At 66.8% G+C, this 14,279-nt stretch carries 14 protein-coding genes; 10 read left to right on the forward strand and 4 right to left on the reverse strand.

Going from position 1 to position 14,279, the window contains the following annotated elements:
- Positions 1 to 84 precede the first annotated feature (84 nt).
- The 3 genes from lnt (at position 85) to OXR00_RS08160 (ending at position 4,072) form a co-directional block, all read left to right on the forward strand.
- The gene (lnt, locus tag OXR00_RS08150; protein ID WP_267387739.1) at positions 85 to 1,635 is read left to right on the forward strand and encodes an apolipoprotein N-acyltransferase; all 1,551 of its coding nucleotides are present in this window, start codon (positions 85 to 87) and stop codon (positions 1,633 to 1,635) included.
- Between the two features lie 66 nt (positions 1,636 to 1,701).
- A complete protein-coding gene (gene metK, locus OXR00_RS08155; RefSeq protein ID WP_267387915.1) occupies positions 1,702 to 2,919 on the forward strand; it encodes a methionine adenosyltransferase in 1,218 nt (405 codons plus the stop codon).
- 64 nt (positions 2,920 to 2,983) lie between these two features.
- Positions 2,984 to 4,072 carry a hypothetical protein gene (locus tag OXR00_RS08160; RefSeq protein WP_267387740.1) on the forward strand — a complete coding sequence of 363 codons (1,089 nt, stop codon included), beginning with the start codon at positions 2,984 to 2,986 and terminating at the stop codon, positions 4,070 to 4,072.
- 11 nt (positions 4,073 to 4,083) lie between these two features.
- Here OXR00_RS08160 and OXR00_RS08165 read toward each other — a convergent pair whose 3' ends face one another.
- The gene (locus tag OXR00_RS08165; RefSeq protein WP_267387741.1) at positions 4,084 to 4,959 is read right to left on the reverse strand and encodes a formate/nitrite transporter family protein; all 876 of its coding nucleotides are present in this window, start codon (positions 4,957 to 4,959) and stop codon (positions 4,084 to 4,086) included.
- A gap of 116 nt (positions 4,960 to 5,075) precedes the next feature.
- Between OXR00_RS08165 and trmB the strand changes: the two genes are divergently transcribed.
- The gene (gene trmB, locus OXR00_RS08170) at positions 5,076 to 5,756 is read left to right on the forward strand and encodes a tRNA (guanosine(46)-N7)-methyltransferase TrmB (RefSeq protein WP_267387742.1); all 681 of its coding nucleotides are present in this window, start codon (positions 5,076 to 5,078) and stop codon (positions 5,754 to 5,756) included.
- Between the two features lie 28 nt (positions 5,757 to 5,784).
- Here the strand turns inward: trmB and OXR00_RS08175 are convergent, their stop codons facing one another.
- Positions 5,785 to 7,188 (reverse strand): methyl-accepting chemotaxis protein, encoded by a 1,404-nt coding sequence (locus tag OXR00_RS08175; protein WP_267387743.1) that lies wholly within the window; start codon positions 7,186 to 7,188, stop codon positions 5,785 to 5,787.
- Positions 7,189 to 7,297: 109 nt separating this feature from the next.
- The gene (locus tag OXR00_RS08180; RefSeq protein WP_267387744.1) at positions 7,298 to 7,741 is read right to left on the reverse strand and encodes a hypothetical protein; all 444 of its coding nucleotides are present in this window, start codon (positions 7,739 to 7,741) and stop codon (positions 7,298 to 7,300) included.
- 77 nt (positions 7,742 to 7,818) lie between these two features.
- Here OXR00_RS08180 and OXR00_RS08185 point away from each other — a divergent pair, with 77 nt between their 5' ends.
- Positions 7,819 to 8,301, forward strand: coding sequence for a DUF2721 domain-containing protein (locus OXR00_RS08185; RefSeq protein ID WP_242147671.1), 483 nt, complete (start codon positions 7,819 to 7,821; stop codon positions 8,299 to 8,301).
- Here the strand turns inward: OXR00_RS08185 and OXR00_RS08190 are convergent.
- A complete protein-coding gene (locus tag OXR00_RS08190; protein ID WP_267387745.1) occupies positions 8,298 to 8,552 on the reverse strand; it encodes a hypothetical protein in 255 nt (84 codons plus the stop codon). The genes OXR00_RS08185 and OXR00_RS08190 overlap by 4 nt on opposite strands.
- 229 nt (positions 8,553 to 8,781) lie before the next feature.
- Here OXR00_RS08190 and OXR00_RS08195 point away from each other — a divergent pair, with 229 nt between their 5' ends.
- The 5 genes from OXR00_RS08195 (at position 8,782) to OXR00_RS08215 (ending at position 14,238) form a co-directional block, all read left to right on the forward strand.
- A complete protein-coding gene (locus OXR00_RS08195) occupies positions 8,782 to 9,492 on the forward strand; it encodes a response regulator transcription factor (RefSeq protein ID WP_267387746.1) in 711 nt (236 codons plus the stop codon).
- A gap of 2 nt (positions 9,493 to 9,494) precedes the next feature.
- Positions 9,495 to 10,808: an ATP-binding protein gene (locus OXR00_RS08200; RefSeq protein ID WP_267387916.1), complete on the forward strand. Its 1,314-nt coding sequence runs from the start codon at positions 9,495 to 9,497 to the stop codon at positions 10,806 to 10,808.
- 198 nt (positions 10,809 to 11,006) lie between these two features.
- A complete protein-coding gene (locus tag OXR00_RS08205; protein ID WP_242147677.1) occupies positions 11,007 to 11,702 on the forward strand; it encodes a carbonic anhydrase in 696 nt (231 codons plus the stop codon).
- Positions 11,703 to 11,734: 32 nt separating this feature from the next.
- Positions 11,735 to 13,213 carry a SulP family inorganic anion transporter gene (locus tag OXR00_RS08210; protein WP_267387918.1) on the forward strand — a complete coding sequence of 493 codons (1,479 nt, stop codon included), beginning with the start codon at positions 11,735 to 11,737 and terminating at the stop codon, positions 13,211 to 13,213.
- Positions 13,214 to 13,425: 212 nt separating this feature from the next.
- Positions 13,426 to 14,238 (forward strand): TorF family putative porin, encoded by an 813-nt coding sequence (locus OXR00_RS08215; RefSeq protein ID WP_267387747.1) that lies wholly within the window; start codon positions 13,426 to 13,428, stop codon positions 14,236 to 14,238.
- The last annotated feature ends 41 nt before the right edge of the window (positions 14,239 to 14,279 follow it).

Below are 14,279 nucleotides of genomic sequence, written 5' to 3' on the forward strand. Positions count from 1 at the left end.
GGCTTGTCCGCGCATCGTACCTTCCGCATAGCCGCAGCTTGGGGCGCTCGCCTCGTGTGCTGCCGGGACGAAGGAATACGTATCGTGACCAACGCCATCGTCACTCGCCGACCGGCACTTCCGGCTTTGCTGCTCGGTGCGCTTTCGGTGCTGGGGTTCGCGCCGTGGGGCTGGTGGCCGGTGACGCTCGCCTGCTTCGCCGCGTTGCTATGGCTGGTGCATCAGGCACCGACGGTCCGCGCGGCGCTGTGGCGCGGCTGGCTGTTCGGGCTGGCGCACTTCACGTTCGGCAACATGTGGATCGCGCAGGCGTTCACCTATCAGGATGCGATGCCGCACTGGCTCGGCCCGCTCGCGCCGTTCCTGCTGTCGCTGTACCTGGCGATCTATCCGATGCTGGCGGCGGGCGCGGCGTGGCGCTTGCGCAGGCGCGAGATCGACGCAGGGTTTGTGCTGATCTTCGCCGCCGCCTGGATCGCAGCCGAGTATCTGCGCGGCACCCTGCTGACCGGCTATCCGTGGAATCCGCTCGCCGAGATCTGGCTGCCGCTGCCCGGCGTGTCCGCGCTGCTGGCGTATGTCGGGACCTATGCGCTGTCGGGTGTTTCGATCCTCGCGGCGGGCGCGCTCACGTTGCTGGCCACGCGCCGCTGGCGGTTCGCGGCGGGTACGCTGGCGGCGTTGGCGCTGGCCGCGTTGAGCGTCATCGTGATGCCGACGACGCCGGTCGCCCCTGCCCGCAACGCCCCGCGCGTCCGCATCGTCCAGCCCGATCTCGATCAGGAACAGCGCCCGCGTGACGATTACCCGGAAACCAACCTGCGCGCGCTGCAAGACCTCGGTGGCAAGCCCGGCCCCGCCCCGCGCCTGATCCTGTGGCCGGAAGGGGCGTTGCGCTTCTACGTGGAGGATGGCTATCCGCCGCAATATTACTTCCGTGGCGCACCGTTCCTGGTGCGCTCCGGCATCGCCGCGACGCTCGGGCCGAACGATATCGTGCTGACCGGCGGCAACGGCCTGCAGTTCGACGCGACCGGCAATCTGAAAAGCGCCACCAATTCTGTCTATGCGATCGACGCGCGTGCGACACTGTTGGGGCGCTACGACAAGGCGCATCTGGTGCCTTGGGGCGAGTATCTCCCCGCCCGCCCACTGATGTCGGCGATCGGTCTGTCGCGGCTGGTGCCGGGCGATCTCGACTTCGCGCCCGGCGCGGGGCCGCGCACGATGACGCTGCCCGGCTTCGGCAAGGTGGGGTTCCAGATCTGCTACGAGATCATCTTTTCCGGCCACGTCGTCGATCCGAAGCTCCGCCCGGACTTCCTCTTCAACCCCTCGAACGACAGTTGGTACAGCCGCTCCGGCCCCGAACAGAACCTCGCGCAAGGGCGCATGCGTGCGATCGAGGAAGGGCTGCCGGTGCTGCGCGCCACGCCGACTGGCGTCTCGGCGGCGATCGACGCGCACGGTCGTGTGCTGGCGTCGATCCCGTGGAACACGCGCGGCGCGGTCGAACTGCCGCTGCCCGCGGCGCTGCCGCCGACGCTGTTCGCACGCGCTGGCAACTGGCTGGCGATGCTGGTCGCGGGCGCGATGCTGTTGTTGGCCGTTGCGTTCCGCTTGGCGCGCCGTTAGGGCATATAAGGAAAGCTTTATATGCGCCGTTCCGCCGTGCGGGGCCGCGCCAGCAAAGGTGAAGATATGCGCGCTTCGTTCCTGTTCACCTCCGAGTCGGTCTCGGAAGGGCATCCCGACAAGGTCGCCGACCAGATCAGCGACACCGTGGTCGATCTGTTCCTCGGCAAGGACCCCTATGCGCGCATCGCCTGCGAGACGCTGACCACCACCAACCTCGTCGTGCTGGCCGGGGAGATCCGCTGCAAGGGCGTGTACGAGAACGGCGCCTGGGCCGACGGCGCGCTTGCCGAGATCGAGGCGGCGGTGCGCCAGACCGTCAAGGAAATCGGCTACGAACAGTCGGGCTTCCACTGGGACAAGTTCGCGTTCCACAACAACCTGCACGGCCAGTCGGCGGAAATCGCGATGGGCGTGGACGAAGGCGCCAACAAGGACGAGGGTGCCGGCGACCAGGGCATCATGTTCGGTTACGCGACCGACGAGACGCCCGGCCTGATGCCCGCCACGCTGTACTACAGCCACAAGATCCTCGAGCGGATGGCTGCCGATCGCCACTCGGGCGCAGCGCCCTTCCTCGAGCCCGACGCCAAGAGCCAGGTGACGCTCGCCTATGAGAACGAGAAGCCGGTGCGCGCCACCGCTCTGGTCGTCTCGACGCAGCATGCGCCGGGCTATTGCCTGCAGGGCGACAATGCCGATCCTGCCAAGTACGAGGAACTGCGCAGCTACGTCACCGGCGTACTGAACGAGACGCTGCCGGACGGTTTCATCACCGACGAGACCGCGATCTACATCAACCCGACCGGCGCGTTTGAAATCGGCGGGCCGGACGGCGACGCGGGCGTCACCGGGCGGAAAATCATCGTCGACACCTACGGCGGTGCGGCTCCGCACGGCGGCGGCGCCTTCTCGGGCAAGGACCCGACCAAGGTCGATCGCTCCGCCGCCTACGTCTCGCGCTACCTCGCCAAGAACGTCGTCGCCGCCGGCCTCGCCAAGCGCTGCACGATCCAGCTGTCCTACGCGATCGGCATCGCCGAGCCGCTGTCGGTCTATGTCGACCTGCATGGCACCGGCACCGTGCCGGAAGCGAAGATCGAGGAAGTCCTGCCCCAGCTCGTCCGGCTGACGCCGAAGGGCATCCGCGAACACCTCAAGCTCAACGCGCCGATCTACAAGCGCACCGCCGCCTATGGCCACTTCGGTCGCGAGCCGGATGCGGACGGCTTCACCTGGGAAAAGACCGATCTGGTCGACGCGCTGAAGGCCGCCGTCGCGTAAAGCCCCTTCCCTTCGCGTAAACTTGCATTAGCCTCCCGGAACATCGCTTCCGGGGGGCTTTTTCATGCGCATCATCTTGGCTTTTCTTCTGGCGGGCGTGGTACTGCCCGTCACCGCCGCCGCGCAGACGCAGCCCCCACCCCTCGCGATCGCCGCAGACAAGCCGTACCGGCACGAACCGACCAGCCTTGTCATCCCGACGACGCTCGATGGCCTCAAGCGCTTCGACGCGCGCGCGTTCGCGCCCGATCATCTCGACGAAGCCTTCAACTTCGGCACATCGAATTCGAGCGAGGACATCACCGTCTTCATCTTCCGCAACGTCACCGGATCGGTGCCGGTGTGGTTCGACCGCACCGCCCGCGTAGTCGCAGCCCGCGCCGCCTACGGCGGAGTGACCATCGCCAAGCCACCGGTCGCCTTTGCGCCGCCGGGGCAGAGCGCGGCGAGCGGACTGATCGCGAGCTATCGTCCGGTGAAGGGTCCGTACCGCAGCACCGCGCTCGCCTATCTGCCGCTCGGGCCGGGCTGGTACGTCGAGTTGCGCTATTCCTCGACCACGATCGGCGCGGAGGAGATCGACGCGCGGCTGCGCGGTGCGATCGCCGCGCTTGGCTGGCCGCGCAAGATCACGCCGCAACCCGCCGCCGTGCCGATCGCGGATTGCGCGACGACGCTCACCTTCAGCGGCAAGGCCAATGCGGTGAAGGGTGACAACGCGCTGGCATCGAGCCTGTTCGCCGGCCTGTTTGGCGCCAGCCGTGACGTAAAGCCGCGCAAGGATGCGCCGGTGGAGCCGGCGCGGGCGTGGTGCCGCGATACCGGCCATTATGCCGGACTGGAGCAGCACGGCGTCTACCGCCCCGTCGGCAGCATGGATTCGTACCTGATCGCGCTCAACGATGCCGGGCGCGGCATCTGGGTCGGCCCGGATTCGCTGGCGGCACTGCTCGCCAGCGACAAGGGTGCGAACGCCGCGAGCTGGACGATCGCACTGGACGATGTCGCTACCGTCACCGCCTATCCGGCTCGCGACCGGTTGCCGTCGCCGGAACAGGCGTTCGAGATCGTCGGGCACGAACCTTATGCGTCGAAGACTAGCACCTGGGGCAAGAAACGCACGGTGCAGGTCAACAGCGGCAGCATCAAGTAACCCGCGCGAGCTCAGCCATGCTGATCGGACTTCGCGCCACGGCGGTCGAGCCTGCGCTGGCGGCGCTCTTCCTTTCTCTGCTTCAGCGCCTCCTTGGTCATTTCGCCACGCACCTGCCCGTGCGCGAGCAGCGCGAAGATGCCGGCCCCGCCGATCAGGTTGCCGACGATCGCCGGCAGGATCAGCCCGAACACGGTGCGCAGGCCATCGGCATGCCCTGAGAAGAACAACAGGAACGCCTCGCACGACCCGACCACCGAGTGCGAGAAACCACAGATCGCGACCACCCACGTCACCGCGAAGATGACGAGGAAGGACTGCTCGCGTGCGTTAGGCAGCGTCCACGCCAGAATAGCGATCAGGAACCCGGCCGGCACGGCGTTGATCAGCGTCGCGAACGGCGCATGATCGAGGATCGGCAGCGACACCGCGATCATCGCATCGTGCGCACCGGCCGACCCGAGGCCACCAAAGGCGATCGTCGCCGCGCCGATTGCGGTGCCGATCATGTTTGCACTCAACACCACCCCCCACAGCCGCAACGTGCGCAGCAACGATTCGCGCGTGGGATCGCTGACAAGCGGTAGAACTGCAGTAATCGTGCTTTCGGTGAACAATTGCATCCGGCCGAGGATGACAATCAGAAATCCGATCGGATAGCCGAGCGCTGTGATCAACTCGCGCCACGGCGTATCGGGAAGGTGCTGGTGCAACACGCCTTCGGTGAGCAACGACGTGTTGATCGCCACCCCCGCTGCGATGCCCGACCAGAACAGCGACGCCAGTGGACGGCGAAGCTCCTCCTCGCCCTCCTCCCTGACCGCGCGGTGCAGTTCCTTTGCATTTGCCGATTTGAGATCGTCGACATCGCCTGTCTCGTCCGCCAAAGCCCCGTCCTTATCGTTGGTCGATAGCGCAACGGCTGGACAGCCGATTGTCTCCAAAGCGGGTGACGGCGCCGCAGCGCTTCGCTATCGCCCCAGCCACCATGACAGAGCCGACCATGAACGACCCCGCCACGATCCGCCGCCTTTACGGCCGCCGCCAGGGGCACAAGCTGCGCCAGGGCCAGTCCGCGTTGGTCGAGGATCTGTTGCCGCGCGTGAGCGTACCTGAGACGGGGCCGCTCGACGCGGCGACCCTGTTCGGCGCGGATCGCCCGCTTGAACTGGAGATCGGCTTCGGCGCGGGCGAGCACCTCGCCGGCCAGGCGGCGATGCGGCCCGACCATGGCTTCATCGGCTGCGAGCCGTTCCTGAACGGTGTGGTCGGCGCGCTCAACCACATCCGCGACGGTGCGCTGGAGAACGTGCGCCTGCACATGGGCGACGCGCTGGAGGTGGTCGAGCGGTTGCCGGACGCGAGCCTCGATCGGCTATATCTGCTCCATCCCGATCCGTGGAGGAAGGCACGACACGCCAAGCGGCGCATGGTCAATCACGGCCCGCTCGACCTGATCGCCGCAAAACTAAAGTCTGGCGCCGAGTTCCGGCTCGGCACCGACGACCCGACCTATTGCCGCTGGTCGATGATGGTGATGAACCAGCGCCGCGATTTCACCTGGCTGGCAGGCAGCGCGCGCGACTACCTGGAACGTCCTGCCGACTGGCCCGAGACACGGTACGAGCGCAAGGCACGGCGGCAGGGACACGAGGTGTGGTACTTCCGCTACCGCCGCGTGTGAGGCACAGCACGCAGCGGCGGCGCACACCCTAGAAGTTCGACCAGTCGCCGTGGTCGGCCTTGCTCGCGGCGAGCGAGGCCAACACCGCGCGGGTACCACGCGCCACGCCGGGACGCGTGCGCCGGACGGGCGCTGCGGTTTCCGCGGCACCTGAACCCGGCGATGCGGCACCGATCTGAAAGCGGCTCGCATTTTCCGCCAGCGTCGCGATCTCGGTGGTAAGGTTGCGTGCGGCGGCCGAGGTCTGCTCGACCATCGCGGCATTCTGCTGCGTCGATTCGTCCATGCTGCCGACCGCGCTGTTGACCTGGGTGATCGCGCTCGCCTGCGCATCGTTGTCGCTGGCGATCTGCCTGGCGAGGTGTGCCGCCTCTTCACCCGAGGCGGCGATCACGCAAAAGGCGGTTTCCACCTTCTGCACCGCGTCGACCGCGTCGCCGATCTCCTTTTGCGTGGCGCTGAGCTGATTGCGGGCACGCTTCGATTCCTCTTCCGCGCGCATCGCCAGCGCCGAAACCAAGTCGGCGACCACCGCGAAGCCCAGACCCGCATCGCCGGCGCGGCCGGCCTCCACCGTGGCGTTCATCGCCAGCACGCGCGTCTGGAAAGCAATCTTGTCGAGCCCCTCGATCACATCGTCGATGCCCTTGGCGCATTCGCTGACGCGGTGCATCGCGTGCACGGCGATATCGGTGCGGGCGCGCCCTTCGGTCACCGCCGTCATCGCCTGCATCTGCGTGTCGACCGACCTGGTCGCCGCCTCGGCCGTCGCCTTCAGGCGCGTATCGATTTCCTGCACCGCCGCGGCGGTCTGTTCCAAGCTGGCGGCATTACCCTCGGTACGGCGGGCGAGATCCTCCGACGCCATCGCGATCTCCTGCGAACCGACGCGGATGTTGTCGGTACTGGCGGTGACCGTACCGAGCAGATCCCGAAGGTTCGCCAGCGCTTCGTTGAAGCTGGTCTTCAGCGCCGCATAGGCGGGCGGATAATCCTCGGTGATGTCGGCGGTCAGGTCGCCCCGCGACAGGCGCCCGAAATTGTCGGACATGCCGCGCACGATCGCCGCATGCTTCTCGGCCTCGCGGTTGAGCGACACCTGCTCCTGCGCCGCTGCGCGGAATGCGAACATCGCCTTGGTCAGCCGGCCGACGCAGTCATGATACTCGGTATAGGCGATCGGACTGTCGAGATCACCAGCCGCAAGACCCTCCATGCGCACCACAGTCGCGACATAGGGCCGCGAGATCGCGTCACGGTAGAGATAGGACAGCACGAGCGCGACACCGCCCGCGCCGAGTACCACGCCAAAGGCGGTCATCTTCGGCAGAAGCAGCACCGCACATGCGCTCGCCGCGAACAAGCCGATGAAGCTGCCGAACGCTATCAACAGCTTGAGCCGGATCGGCGCATTGGATTCGAACCAGTTCATCGACTTTCCCTGTGCTTGACTAAACAGACGCCCCATCCGGAAAGGGGTGCTCACAGGACATTATAGGATAGCCGCGCGCGAATGGTTTACCGTCGGAGGAAATCGTCCTTCACAGCCTGAGGAGGACGATCGGCAAAACCGTGCCGAGCGCAAGCGCAACCCATGAACCGGTACGGTAAGCGCGCAGGTTTAGTGCGATTACCATGCCGATCACCGTCGACGCGAAAAGCCCGACCGCCATCAGCACGGTGAGGATCTTGAGCGGCAGCGGCGACGGAGCGACCTGGGGCGGCCGCGCCGGCTTGGGGCGGGCGTCCTGATGGTCGTCGTGCCGGTCATCATGGCGGGCGTTGTCGCGCGGCGCGGACTGGTTTTTGTGAATCGCGCCGACCCACACCATCCACGTCGGCGGCGTGCCACCCCAGCCACGCGGTTCGTTGAGGCGGAAGGTCTGCAACGCGCCGCTCAACGCGAACAGCAGGATCATCGGCGCGAAGAACATGCCGATATACAAATGGATCTGGCGGAGCCGCCGGGTGGTTCGCGCTTTCATGATGGCGAGACTGGCGTGCGCCGTTCCGCCTTGCAAGCTCGCTTGCGTATCGGCGACGTGGATCGCACAAGGACGCAATGCACGCGATCCCGCACGCCTTGCCGCCCGTCAACACGATCGCGCAGGCGATCCAGCTTTCGCTGTCGCCGATCTTCATGCTGGCGGGCATCGGCGCGCTGCTGAACGTGCTGGCCGGCAGGCTGTCGCGCGTGATCGATCGCGCGCGCGATCTGGAGGCGCGGCACACACGTTCCGACGGGCAGGAACTCGGCCGCTATGTGCGCGAACTGCGCCTGCTCGACAAGCGCATGACCGTCATAAACCGCGCCCTGACGCTGACCGTCGCGAGCGCGGTGATGACATGCACGGTGGTCGCCATCCTGTTCGTGGCCGTGCTGTTCAAGCTGCACATGGGCACGGTGGTGGCGCTGTCGTTCATCCTCGCGATGGTGCTGCTGATCGCGGGGCTTTTCTCGTTTCTGGTCGAAGTGCACATCTCGATGACGGCGTTCCGCGTCCGGCCCGAATTATTGGAGGACGGCACGCGGATCATGCCTTAGTCGCGCGCGGCGACCTCGGCCTTGGTGTCGGCCTTTGCGCAGATCGGCGCGGCGGTCATGTGCGGGGTCTTGCCGGACAGGTGCAGCGGCGCGCTGGCGCAGCTACGCTTAATCGGATGGTAGCTGACCAGCGGCGTGGTCTTGCCCGCGGGCGCCCAGCGCATCTGGTGCGTGTCCGAAAGCGACTGCGCGGCGGCAGGAGTGGCGGCGAGCGCCAGCGGCAGGGCGAGCAGTGCGAATTTGATAAGCATCGGGGGTGGCCTCTCGTGATAATCGATGCTCTTCAAATATGTCCCCCGCGTTGCCCGCGATGGTCCTGATTGTGAGGAAACATGGCCGGGCCGATACGCTGCGGTTGCCGCCGCATTACAAATCATTGCTCCTCGCCACGGTGCCGCTGCTACCGGCGGCACAGGCGTTGATCGCGCGGGCCGGCAGGCCTAGGTTCGTGGCCATGTCATGGTACCCCCGAGCGGCCGCATGAGCGAGCCGAACATCATCCTCGTCGAAGACGATCCGCCGCTGCGTACGCTGACCGCACGGGCGCTGCGCGAAAACGGCTACACCGTCCACACCGCCGGGTCCGCACCGGAAATGTGGATCGCGTTCGACAATGTGGCCGCCGATCTGGTCATCCTCGACATCATGCTGCCCGGCACCAACGGAATCGACCTGTGCCGCCAGATCCGCCGCAAGAGCGACGTGCCGATCATCTTCATCAGCGCGCGCGGCAGCGAGGAGGATCGAGTGATGGGGCTCGAACTCGGCGCAGACGACTATCTGCCCAAGCCGTTCGGCACGCGCGAGCTGATCGCGCGGGTGCGCGCGGTGCTGCGGCGGCGATCGGGCGACGGGCTGGTCGGCGCGGAACGCCAGGACGAGGCGCATTTCGACGGCTGGACCGTGAACTTCCCCCGCCGCGAACTACGCGCGGCGAGCGGCGCGACGGTCGAGCTGACCGGCGCCGAGTTCGATCTGCTCGCTACCTTCATCGCTCAGCCGCAGCGGGTGATCGCGCGCGAACGGCTGATCGAACTGTCGCGCACGCGGCTGGGCGACAGTTCGGACCGTAGCATCGACGTTCTGGTCAGCCGGCTGCGGCGGAAACTGTCGGCGACCGGACAGGAGGCGCCGATCGTCACCGTGCGCGGCATCGGATATATGCTGCGCGCAGGGGTGACGCGGTCCTGAACCTGCGGCGTCACGCCTCGCTCGGGCTGCTCGGGCGGCTGCTGCTGATCCTGCTGCTGACGATCGGCGTGGAGTTCGGCGCGAGCACGTTGCTGTACGAACGCGCCTCCGAACTGTCGCTGCGGGAGGATGAGGCGCACCGGCTGGCGGAGCATCTCGTCGTCTCGCGCAAGATCCTCAACGAATGGCCGCAGGCGCAGCGCGATCGGATCGCGCGCGAGTTGCAGACCGATCGTTACCGGATTGGCTGGAGCGCGAACCAGCCCGACCATTCCGCCTTCCGCCCGCAACTCGGCAGCATGCAGGGTCAGATCGTCTCCTGGGAGCCCGATCTCGCCCGATCGGCGCTGCGGTTGCGGCTGCCCGCGCTTCAGCAGGACGGATCGACCGTGCTCGGCGACCTGCGCCTGACCGATGGCAGCTGGATGACCTTTCAGATGCGCGACGTGACAAGCGCGTTCAACCCATCATACGACCGTATCCTGCGCGCACTGTTACCGGCGATCCTGCTGGCGGTGCTGAGCACGTTGCTGATCCGGTCGACGCTGCGCCCGTTGCGGGTGCTGATCCGTGCATCGCGAGAGGTCGGCATCGGCCAGCGTACCCCGATCGCGGAAGAAGGATCGGCCGAGATCCGCAGCCTGATCCACGCCTTCAACGAAATGCAGGATCGCATTCACGAACTGATCGAGGGCCGCACGCAGGCGCTGGCGGCGGTCGGTCACGATCTGCGCACGCCGCTCGCGCGGCTGCAATTGCGGCTGGAGGGCGTGCGCGACGGCGAACTGCGCGCCGAGCTCGGCGAGGACGTGGCGGAAATGAGCGAGATGCTCGGCTCGCTGCTCGCCTTCTTCGGCGGACAGAACGACCCGGAGAAGCCGGCGCTGACCGATCTGGCCGTGCTGGTGGCGACCGCGGTCGACAATGCCGCCGATCGCGGGATGGAGGCCACGTATGATGGCCCGGATCACCTCGAGATGCGCGTGCGGGCGTCGGCAATCCGGCGGGCGGTGTCGAACCTGATCGAGAACGCATTGCATTACGGCGATCGCGCGGTGGTGCGGATCGAGTCCGACGATGCGGCGGTGCGCATCGTCGTCGAGGATGATGGGCCGGGCATTCCGGAGGCACGGATGCGCGATGTGCTCACCCCGTTCGTTCGGCTCGACGAGGCGCGCGCACGCAATACCAAGGGAATGGGGCTCGGCTTGGCGATCGTCGCGAATGCGGTCGAGGCCGAGGGCGGCGCGCTCACGCTGACGAACCGCGCCGAGGGCGGGCTTGCGGCAACGATCGCGCTGCCGCTGCCGCGCTGACCGGCCTCACCCCTTATAGCTTCGCCGACGGGTGCAGGCTGAAATACCGGGTGACCAAAAGATGCGGCATGCCGGGACGTTCCCAGACAGGCACTCAAGCAACACTTTGTCACCGCAACGCTGCGGCGCGGCAAAGTTCCGGTCGTACATGGAAGGCAAGGCGCACCGCATGTGCGCGTGTTCCAAAGGAGTTCGACCATGAACGAACTGATCGGCCGCGTCTTTGATTTCGAAAAGACCTATTTCCCGCCCCAGAGCGACCTGTTCAGCAAGCTGATCCGCGACGGGCAAAGTCCCAAGGCGCTGATGATCTCCTGCGCGGATTCGCGCATCGTGCCGGAGCAGGTGCTTCAGGCCGCCCCGGGCGACCTGTTCGTATGCCGCAACGCAGGCAACATCGTGCCGCCCTATGGCGAGATGCTCGGTGGCGTGTCGGCGACGGTCGAATATGCCGTGATGGCACTCGGCGTGCGCGACATCATCGTGTGCGGCCATTCGGACTGCGGCGCGATGAAGGCGGTCGCGAACCCGACCGGCCTGTCCGCCATGCCCAACGTGGCATCGTGGCTGAAGCATTCGGCAGCGGCGGAAAGCGTCGTGACGGGCGGCTATCACGACCTCACCCCGCACGAGCGCGTCCACGCGATCGCGCTGGAAAACGTCGTCGCGCAGATCGCGCATCTGCGCACGCACCCATCGGTCGCAGCCGGCATCGCGCGCGGCCAGATCTCGCTGCACGGCTGGCTGGTCGATATCCATGAAGGTCAGGTGCTCGGCCTCGACGGCACGACCGGGCAGTTCGTGCCGATGCGTGAAGGTTCGCCGCTGCCGGTGGCGCATCCCGCCAGCCAGCGCCTCGCCGCCAACTTCACTCTTCCCGAAGCCGCGGAGTGACACCCGCCGCCGCGCCCCGCCCGCAGGGCTGGATGGTCCGCGATTTCGCGGCCTCGATCGTGGTGTTCCTGGTGGCGATGCCGCTGTGCATGGGCATCGCCATCGCCTCGGGTGTGCCGCCCGAGAAGGGGCTCGTCACCGGCATCATTGGCGGCCTCGTCGTCGGTCTGTTCGCCGGATCACCGTTACAGGTGAGCGGCCCGGCGGCGGGTCTCGCCGTCATCGTGTTCGAGCTGGTGCGCGATCATGGCCTGTCCGCGCTCGGCCCGATCCTTGTGCTGGCGGGTGCGTTCCAGTTGGCGGCGGGCATCTTCAAGCTGGGTGGCTGGTTCCGGGCAATTTCGCCTGCGGTCGTGCACGGTATGCTCGCTGGTATCGGCGCGTTGATCGTGGTCGGGCAGTTTCACACCCTGTTCGACGCGAAGCCGCTGTCGAACGGCCTCGCCAACCTCGCCGCCGCGCCCGGTCGCGTGATGGGTCTCGACCCCACCAACATGACCTCGACCGAAGTCGCGCTCGGCATCGGCCTGCTTACTATCGCGCTGATGATCGGTTGGGAGAAGCTGCGCCCGGCGGCGCTTAAACTCGTTCCCGGCGCGCTGATCGGCGTGGTCGGCGCGACGTTGGTGGCGTGGTTCGCCAGCCTCGGCGTGGTGCGGGTAAGCGTACCTGAGTCGATTGCCGCCGCAGTCTCTGTACCCGGCGCGAGCTTCCTGTCGCCGCTCGCCGATCCGGCGCTGATTCTGTCGGCGGTGGCGATCGCGTTCATCGCCAGTGCCGAGACGTTGCTGTCGGCGGCGGCGGTCGACCGTATGCATGACGGCGTGCGCACCGATTACAACAAGGAACTGCGCGCTCAGGGCATCGGCAATCTGCTGTGCGGTGCCGCCGGCGCACTGCCGATGACCGGCGTGATCGTGCGCAGTTCGGCGAACGTACAGGCGGGCGCGACCTCGCGATGGTCGGCGGTGCTGCACGGCGTGTGGATCCTCGGCTTCGTCGCGCTTCTGCCGTGGCTGCTGCGCGAAATCCCGATGGCGGCGCTTGGCGGCGTGCTGGTGGTGACAGGCGCACGGCTCATCAGCCTCAAGCACGTCACGCATCTGTTCAGCCATTACGGCGTGCTGCCGGCGCTGATCTGGGTGGCGACCTTCGCGCTGGTGGTGACGACGGATCTGCTTACCGGCGTGCTGGCCGGGATCGCGCTGTCGCTGGTCGAACTCGCCCCGCATGTCCGCCGCCTCAACCTCAAGGTGGCGACCGCGCATAACGATGAGCGCAGCCACGTCAGTCTTGATGGCGCGGCGACCTTCCTCAGCGTGCCCAAGCTCAACAAGACGCTGGACGCGCTGCCCGAGGGCAAGCCGCTGACGCTGGAACTGCACAAGGTGCCGGCGATCGACCATAGCTGTTCGGAGTTGCTGCGCGAGTGGCTCGGCCGCCAGCGCAAGCGTGGTGTCGACGTGACGCTGCTCGGCTCGCCCAAGCATCTGGAACGGCTTGCGGCGTAACGCCCACCCTCCCGCACAACCGAACTGGGGGCGGCGATCCACACCGGGTCGTCGCCCCCAGACACGTTTCGTCACGAAGCGGCAATGCACCGGCCACGCCGCCCTGCGACAAGGCGGTTCTTGCGGCGGATGCCTGCCCCGGTCATTCGAGAGGCGGCACGATCGTAGGTGCAGGCGGGGACGTTCACCGATACAGCGGGAAGGTCTTCCAAATGAAATATGCAATCGCGCTCATCGCGGTTCTATGCGCGGCGACCCCGGCGCTCGCGCAGGAACAAGCGCCGCCAAAGCCGATCACCGTGTCCGGCAGCATCGCGCTGGTCAGCGACTATCGCTTTCGCGGCGTCTCGCAGAGCGACAAGAACGCCGCCGTCCAGGGCGGCCTCACCGCCAGCCACGAGAGCGGTTTCTACGCCGCTTTGTGGGGATCGAACCTTGCCGGCTGGGGCACGTTCGGCGGCGCCAACATGGAACTCGACGTGATCGGCGGCTACAAGCGCAGCTTCGGCGGCACCACGGTCGACGTCGGGCTGACCTGGTACATGTACCCCGGCGGCGCAAGCAAGACCGACTTCGCCGAGCCTTACGTCAAGCTCAGCCACACCTTAGGCCCTGTGTCGGCGCTGGTCGGCGTGGCGTACGCGCCCGAACAACAGGCGCTCGGCAATTGGAGCAATACGCCCGAGAGCCGGATCGGCGACAAGGAAGACAATTTCTACGTGTGGGGCGACGCCAGCGCAGGCGTGCCCGGCACGGCACTGACCGTGAAGGGCCATGTCGGTTATTCGAGCGGCAACCCCGGCCTCGGGCCCAACGGCACCAGCGTTGCGCCGACCGGCGACTATGTCGATTACTTGGTCGGGGCGGATTACGTGATCGCGCCGGTGACGCTGGGCATCGCCTTCGTCGGCACCGACATCAGCCGTCGCGATTCGGCGTATCTCCTGCCCAACTTCGCCAGCACCAAGGATGGCCGCTCGATCGCGTCGGGCAAGGTGCTGTTCTCGGTCAGCGCCGGCTTCTGACGCGCACCCTTCCCCGGCAAGGCGCCGGGGAAGGACGTGGC

It is taken from the genome of Sphingomonas sp. GC_Shp_3, from assembly GCF_026540945.1.
GTDB lineage: Bacteria > Pseudomonadota > Alphaproteobacteria > Sphingomonadales > Sphingomonadaceae > Sphingomonas.

Excerpts from the sequence above, each read along its gene's own strand:
- OXR00_RS08210 (WP_267387918.1), top strand. The coding sequence starts at position 11,735 with ATGGTCCGCGATTTCGCGGCCTCGATCGTGGTGTTCCTGGTGGCGATG.
- OXR00_RS08160 (WP_267387740.1), top strand. The coding sequence starts at position 2,984 with ATGCGCATCATCTTGGCTTTTCTTCTGGCGGGCGTGGTACTGCCCGTC.
- metK (WP_267387915.1), top strand. The coding sequence starts at position 1,702 with ATGCGCGCTTCGTTCCTGTTCACCTCCGAGTCGGTCTCGGAAGGGCAT.
- trmB (WP_267387742.1), top strand. The coding sequence starts at position 5,076 with ATGAACGACCCCGCCACGATCCGCCGCCTTTACGGCCGCCGCCAGGGG.
- OXR00_RS08175 (WP_267387743.1), bottom strand. The coding sequence starts at position 7,188 with ATGAACTGGTTCGAATCCAATGCGCCGATCCGGCTCAAGCTGTTGATA.
- OXR00_RS08180 (WP_267387744.1), bottom strand. The coding sequence starts at position 7,741 with ATGAAAGCGCGAACCACCCGGCGGCTCCGCCAGATCCATTTGTATATC.
- OXR00_RS08205 (WP_242147677.1), top strand. The coding sequence starts at position 11,007 with ATGAACGAACTGATCGGCCGCGTCTTTGATTTCGAAAAGACCTATTTC.
- OXR00_RS08190 (WP_267387745.1), bottom strand. The coding sequence starts at position 8,552 with ATGCTTATCAAATTCGCACTGCTCGCCCTGCCGCTGGCGCTCGCCGCC.
- OXR00_RS08185 (WP_242147671.1), top strand. The coding sequence starts at position 7,819 with ATGCACGCGATCCCGCACGCCTTGCCGCCCGTCAACACGATCGCGCAG.
- OXR00_RS08215 (WP_267387747.1), top strand. The coding sequence starts at position 13,426 with ATGAAATATGCAATCGCGCTCATCGCGGTTCTATGCGCGGCGACCCCG.
- OXR00_RS08195 (WP_267387746.1), top strand. The coding sequence starts at position 8,782 with ATGAGCGAGCCGAACATCATCCTCGTCGAAGACGATCCGCCGCTGCGT.